The sequence below is a fragment of the Sphingomonas sp. genome (assembly GCF_964263785.1).
In the GTDB taxonomy this organism is placed as follows: domain Bacteria; phylum Pseudomonadota; class Alphaproteobacteria; order Sphingomonadales; family Sphingomonadaceae; genus Sphingomonas.
The window spans coordinates 1-6,238 of sequence record NZ_CAXVWL010000130.1 but is presented as its reverse complement, the minus strand read 5'-3'; the positions used below and the strand labels follow the sequence as shown (position 1 = coordinate 6,238).

The following is a 6,238-nucleotide window of genomic DNA, read 5'->3' as shown; positions in this document are numbered from 1 at the left end:
TCCATGGTCGCCTTGTCGGTCTCGATCTCGGCCATGATGTCGCCGGACTTGACCGAGTCGCCCTCCTTCACCAGCCACTTGGCCAGCGTGCCCTCCTCCATCGTCGGCGACAGCGCGGGCATCTTGATCTCGATCGACATGGGTCTCATCGCTCCAGAAACAGCTCGGCGGCGGCATCGGCGATCGCCTCGGCGTCGAGGCGATAGATGCGGTACAGGTCGGGCAGATCGCCGGTCTGGCCGAAGCGGTCGGTACCCAGCGGGCTGACCCGGTGCCCGCGCACTCCGCCCAACCACGATAGCGCGGACGGCGATCCGTCGATCACGGTCACGAGTCCGGCACCCGGCGCGAGCACCGACAGCAGCCGATCGATATGCGACGGCTCCGAACTCCCACGGATCCAGCGTCGGCTGCGCGAGGCGGACCAGCCGCGATGGAGCAAGTCGGGCGAGGTGACGTTGAGCAGTCCCAGGCCGGGCACGTCATCGGCCAATGCATCGAACGCGTCGAGTACCTCGGGCGCGATCGCGCCAGTGAACACGATCGCCGCCTCTGCACCTTGCGCCGGCTGTCGCAGCCAATACGCGCCCTTGCATGCATCGTCCTGCCAAGCGTCGCCGTCGCGCGGCACCTGCGCGATCGAGCGCGTCGACAGCCGGAGATAGACCGAACCGCCGTCGTCCGCCTGCAGGTGCTGGAACGACCAGCGCATCAGCAGCGCCAGCTCGTCGGCGAAGGCGGGCTCGAAATAGGTGAGCCCCGGCTGGCCGATACCGATCAGCGGCGAGTTGATCGACTGGTGCGCGCCGCCTTCGGGCCCGAGCGTCACGCCGGACGGCGTCGCCACCAGCAGGAAACGCGCGTCCTGGTAGCAGCCGTAGTTGAGGGCATCGAGCCCGCGCGCGATGAACGGATCGTAGACGGTGCCGATCGGAATCAGCCGTGTCCCGAACAGCGGCCCCGACAGCCCCAGCGCGGCGAGCATCAGGAACAGATTGTGCTCGGCGATACCCAGCTCGATGTGCTGGCCGGTGCCATGCCCCATCCACTTCTGCGGAGAGGGGATCTTGGCGGCGTGAAAGACGTCCTTCAGCTCGCTCCGCCGGAACAGCCCGCGCTGGTTGACGAACGCGCCGAGGTTGGTCGACACCGTCACGTCGGGCGAGGTGGTGACGATCCGGTCCGCCAGGGGATGCCCCGACTTGGCGAGATCGAGCAGGATGCGCCCGAACGCCGCCTGGGTAGACTGCTCGGTGCCGTCTGGCACGGGCAGCACGTCGGGCACCGGGATGGCGTCGGCGGTCGCCCGCGCGGTCCGATCCGCGAGCGGCGACGCGGCGACGAACGCCTCGATCGCTGTCGCCGCATTGTCGCCGAGCCCCGCGTAAGGCTCCCACTCGTCGCCCTGCGCGATGCCGAGATCGCCGCGCAGCTGCTCGATCTGACGTGGGTTCATCAGTCCTGCATGATTGTCCTTGTGGCCCGCGAACGGCAGGCCGAAGCCCTTGATCGTATAGGCGATGAACATCGTCGGCCGCTCGTCCGCCGCCGCCGCGAACGCCTCCATCAGCGTTTCGACGCAGTGGCCGCCGAGATTGGTCATCAGCGCAGCCAACGCCTCATCGTCGTACCCCGCGAGCAGCGCAGGAACGTTCGCCTCGTCGCCGATCTCGCGGGTCAGCCGCTCGCGCCAGGCCGCGCCGCCGAGATAGGTCAGCGCCGCGAAATCGGCGTTGGGGCAGGTGTCGATCCACCGGCGCAGCGCCTCGCCGCCGGGCTTCGCGAAGGCGGCGAGCTGGCGCTTGCCGTGCTTCAGCGTCAGCACCCGCCAGCCGCAGGTTTCGAAGATGTCGTCGAAGCGGTCGAACATCCGGTCGGCGGTGGTCGCATCGAGCGACTGGCGGTTGTAGTCGACGATCCACCAGCAGTTTCGGATGTCGTGCTTGTACCCTTCGATCAGGCATTCGTAGATGTTGCCCTCGTCGAGCTCGGCATCGCCCATCAGCGCGATCATGCGACCGGTCTCGGCCTCGCCCAGCGCGCCGCGCGCGACCAGATAGTCCTGCACCAGGCTGGCGAACGCGGTCACCGCGACGCCCAGGCCGACCGAGCCGGTCGAGAAATCGACGGGGATCGTGTCCTTGGTCCGCGACGGGTAGCTTTGCGCGCCGCCGAGGCCGCGAAAGCGTTCGAGCTGGTCGCGCGTCTGGTTGCCGAGCAGATAATGGATCGCGTGGAGCACGGGTCCCGCGTGGGGCTTCACCGCAACCTTGTCGTGTGCGCCCAGCGCGTGAAAATAGAGCACCGCCATGATCGTCGAGATCGACGCGCACGACGCCTGGTGCCCGCCGACCTTCAGCCCGTCGCGGCTGTCGCGCAGGTGATTGGCGTTGTGGATCGTCCAGGACGACAACCAGCGCAGCCGCGTGTCGAGCGCTTCCAGGGTCGTGACCGTGGAGCTGGTGTCCTGATGGACAGGGTGCGCGAGTGCCTGACTTGCCACGATGATGTTCCTCTCGATCCGTTGCGCTCTTTCGCAGCCACTGCTTGCGGTCACGATGGAAAAGCGTCGGCAGCGATACGTGCGGCTTATCGCTGTACGCGATCTGCCACCGTAAGGAACCGTTACGAGGCTGACCTTGCCTCGAAGGCGGCGATCCCGGACGCTCGGCGATGGCCACCCGGCCGGGGGCGGGTCGCCTCACCGATGATCAGCAGCGCAGGATCGCGTTCGCCGATCGTCGCGACGAGAAACGCCAGCGCGTCGAGGCGGCCGCGGATCAGCCGCTCGGCGGGCAGGGAGACGTTCACCGCGACCAATACCGGCGTGTCGGTCGGCAGGCCGGCCGCGATGAGATTCCTCCCGACCTCTCCCGCAGCGGCGCGACCCATGTAGATCGCCAGCGTCGCCCCTTGTCGCGCGAGCAGCGGCCAGTCGAGATCGAGCGGCTCGCCCGCACGCGCATGCGCGGTCACGAGCGTCAGCATGCGTGCCTGGCCGCGCAGCGTGAGCGAGATCGCGCCCGATGCCGCCGCCGCGCTGGCCGCGGTGATGCCGGGGCAGATGCGGACCGGGATGCCGTGCTTGGCGAGCGCGTCCATCTCCTCGGTGGATCGTCCGAACACCGATGGGTCGCCGCCTTTCAGGCGGACGACGCGCCCGCCCGCCAGCGCGGCCTCGACCAGCAGCGAATCGATCGTCGCCTGGTCCTTCGAATGGCGGCCCGAGCGCTTGCCGACGCTCACGCGCTGTACGCCTGCGGGGATCAGGTCGAGAACTCCCTGACCGACCAGCGCGTCGTAGAACACGATGTCGGCGGCTGCGATCAACCGCTCGGCCTTGCGGGTCAGCAGATCGGGATCACCCGGTCCTGCGCCGACGAGCCATACCGTGCCGGGAGCGATCGCGTCATGCGGCATGGGTCGAGTCCTGCTGGAGGAGCCTGGCGAGCGCGGGGCGGCAGGAACCGCAATTGGTTCCCGCACCGATCGCCGCGCCGATCGCGGCGACATCGGACAGCTTCTGATCCGCGATGGCGGCCAGAATGGCCTGGAGGCCGATATCGAAACAGGCGCAGACGATCGGCCCGCGGTCGATTTGCGCCCCCGGCGCGCGCCCCGCGAGCAGCGTCGCGGCCGCCTGCGGCGCGGCGAGTTGCATGACCAGCCAGTCGCGCGGCGGCAGCGTGCCGTCGCGCGTGACGAACAGCGCCGCCGCCAGCCGCCCCTCGTCCAGGATCGCGATCCTGCGTACACCGCGTGCCGCATCGACCGCCTCCAGCCGCTGGCCGGACGGGAGCATCGCATCGAGCGCGGCGGGATCGCCGTCCCCCGCCAGCTCCCACACCGTCCCGTACGGTGCCGCGATCCGCGTTGCCCACAGGCAAGCGGGTTTTGCGGCAAGCTCGCCGCGCACGACCGCGAAGCCGCGCCACGCGGTATCGAGCGCGACGATCGACGCGGGGGTCGATTTAAAGCCGGGTTGCCCCGAGATCGGATCGGCAAGCGGGCGGGGCAGGAGGCCGGTCCGCCCCCCGGTCGCGGTGCGATCGGTCCAGTGGATCGGCACGAACAGCTCGCCCGCACGCTGCGTGTCGACCACGGTGATGCGGTAGACGCTGTCGCCCTGCGGCGTGGCGACCCGCGCCAGCGCGCCGTCGACGAGGCGCAGCCGTGCCGCGTCTGCGGGGTGCACCTCGACCAGCGGCTCCTCGCGGTGACGCGCGAGCTTGGGGCTCAGCCCGGTGCGGGTCATGGTGTGCCAATGGTCGCGGTAACGGCCGGTGTTGAGCGTCATCGGCCAGGCGGCGAGCGGCGCCGCGAGCGGCTTCTGCGCCACCGTGACAAGCCGCGCGCGTCCGTCCGGTGTGGGGAAGCGACCGTCGGCGAAGGGGGTGCCGCCCCAGCGGAACGGCACCATGGCGTCGTAGGCGGCGTTGCCCTTCGCGGCTTGGCTGGGGAGCGTGAACACGCGGCTTCCGTCGTTCCCGTAGGTCGAAAGCCGGCAATGCTCGCGCCAGATCTCGGCCGGGCGGTCGTAGGCGAACGCGGTCTTCCATCCCATCCGCCGCGCGACCTCCTTGACGATCCACCAATCGGGTTTCGCCTCGCCGGGAGGTGGCAGGAAGGCGCGCTGGCGGCTGACCGTCCGGTCGGAGTTGGTGACCGTGCCGTCCTTCTCGCCCCACGCCGCGGCGGGCAGGCGGACGTGCGCGTGGGCGCCGGTGTCGGTCTCGGCGATCACGTCGCTCACGACGACGAACGGGCAGGTCGCCAACGCGTCGCGGACGCGGCCGGCGTCGGGCATCGACACCGCCGGATTGGTCGCCATGATCCAGATCGCCTTGATCCGCCCTTCGCCGACACTGCGGAACAGGTCGACCGCCTTGAGGCCGGGCTTGAGCGCGGTCGTGGGCGAGGCCCAGAAGCGCTGGACGCGGGCGCGGTGCTCGGGCGCGAAATCCATGTGCGCCGCCAGCGTCGACGACAGGCCGCCGACCTCACGCCCGCCCATCGCATTGGGCTGGCCGGTGATCGAGAAGGGCGCCGCGCCGGGCTCGCCGATCCGGCCGGTCGCGAGATGGACGTTGATGATCGCGTTGACCTGATCGGTGCCGCTCAGCGACTGGTTCACGCCCTGGCTGAACAGCGTCACCGTTCGCGGTGTGGCGGCGAAGAGCTCGAAGAAGCGCCTGAGGTCCGACGGCGGCACGTCGCAGACGCGCGCCGTCGACCACAGGTCGCTGCCCTCTCCGAACCCGTTCCAGAAATCGTGCGGCACCGCGACGTGCGCGGCGAGATAGGCGTCGTCGACCACCCCCGCATCGCGGCACCAGGCGAGCAGCCCGTTCATCAGCGCGACGTCCGACCCCGGCCGGATCGCGAGATGGAGATCGGCCTCGTCGGCGGTCTCGGTGCGGCGCGGATCGATCACCACGAGCTTGGCACCGGCGTCGCAGCGCGCGCGGATGCGCTGACAGACGATCGGATGGCACCAGGCGGTGTTCGACCCGACGAGCACGATCAGGTCGGCGACGTCGAGATCGTCGTAGGTCGCGGGCACGATATCCTCGCCGAACGCGCGCATGTGCCCGGCCACCGCACTCGCCATGCACAGGCGCGAATTGGTGTCGATGTTATTGCTGCCAATGAAGCCCTTAATGAGCTTATTAATAACGTAATACTCTTCCGTCAGGCATTGCCCTGAAGCGTAAAACGCCACCGAGTCGGGTCCGTATTGCTCAATAAACGTCTTGAAAACCGCGGCGGTGCGCTGCAAGGCTTCGTCCCAGCTCACGCGCTGCAAGGGCCGGCTTTTGCTGTAGCGCATTTGCGGGTACAGCAGCCGGTCGCTGCGGTCGTTCACCGTGTATTGCAGGTTCAGGCCCTTGCTGCACAATGCTCCCTTATTGACGGGGTAGGCAGGGTTGCCCACCACGGCCACGTCGCCGTTTTTGAGCGGCTCGACCAGCACCCCGCAGCCCACCCCGCAGTAGCAACAGATGGATGGGGCGGTAGCGGTGGAAGTAGGCATATAGCTTATTATTAATTGATTGCACAGCGCCTAGGTGCTTCACGAGACCCTAGGCCCCGGCCAGTGTCAGCGTGGACTCAGGCGCCGCCTCGGTCGATTCCTTAACCACTAAGCGCACCAACAGCACCAAGGCGCCCACGGCCGCCACGCCAAAACCGATGTAGAGAAAAGCTTGGCTGTAGGAAATGGCCGACGACTTGAACA

General features: G+C 68.5%; 4 protein-coding genes. All 4 read right to left on the bottom strand.

Going from position 1 to position 6,238, the window contains the following annotated elements:
* A partial coding sequence (locus ACE5C1_RS16855; RefSeq protein ID WP_374942550.1) for a biotin/lipoyl-containing protein occupies positions 1 to 140 on the bottom strand: 140 nt, incomplete at its 3' end.
* 5 nt (positions 141 to 145) lie between these two features.
* Positions 146 to 2,503 (bottom strand): transketolase, encoded by a 2,358-nt coding sequence (locus ACE5C1_RS16850; protein ID WP_374945236.1) that lies wholly within the window; start codon positions 2,501 to 2,503, stop codon positions 146 to 148.
* A 122-nt stretch (positions 2,504 to 2,625) separates the two neighbouring features.
* Positions 2,626 to 3,420 (bottom strand): uroporphyrinogen-III C-methyltransferase, encoded by a 795-nt coding sequence (gene cobA / locus ACE5C1_RS16845; protein ID WP_374945235.1) that lies wholly within the window; start codon positions 3,418 to 3,420, stop codon positions 2,626 to 2,628.
* Entirely contained in the window at positions 3,410 to 6,034 is a 2,625-nt protein-coding gene (locus ACE5C1_RS16840) for a molybdopterin-dependent oxidoreductase (protein ID WP_374945234.1), read from the bottom strand. Before ACE5C1_RS16840 ends, cobA begins: the two co-directional genes overlap by 11 nt.
* Between the last annotated feature and the right edge of the window lie 204 nt (positions 6,035 to 6,238).

What these genes read in the sequence shown, in the direction of transcription:
- cobA (WP_374945235.1), bottom strand. Translation starts at nt 3,420, where the DNA reads ATGCCGCATGACGCGATCGCTCCCGGCACGGTATGGCTCGTCGGCGCA.
- ACE5C1_RS16840 (WP_374945234.1), bottom strand. Translation starts at nt 6,034, where the DNA reads ATGCCTACTTCCACCGCTACCGCCCCATCCATCTGTTGCTACTGCGGG.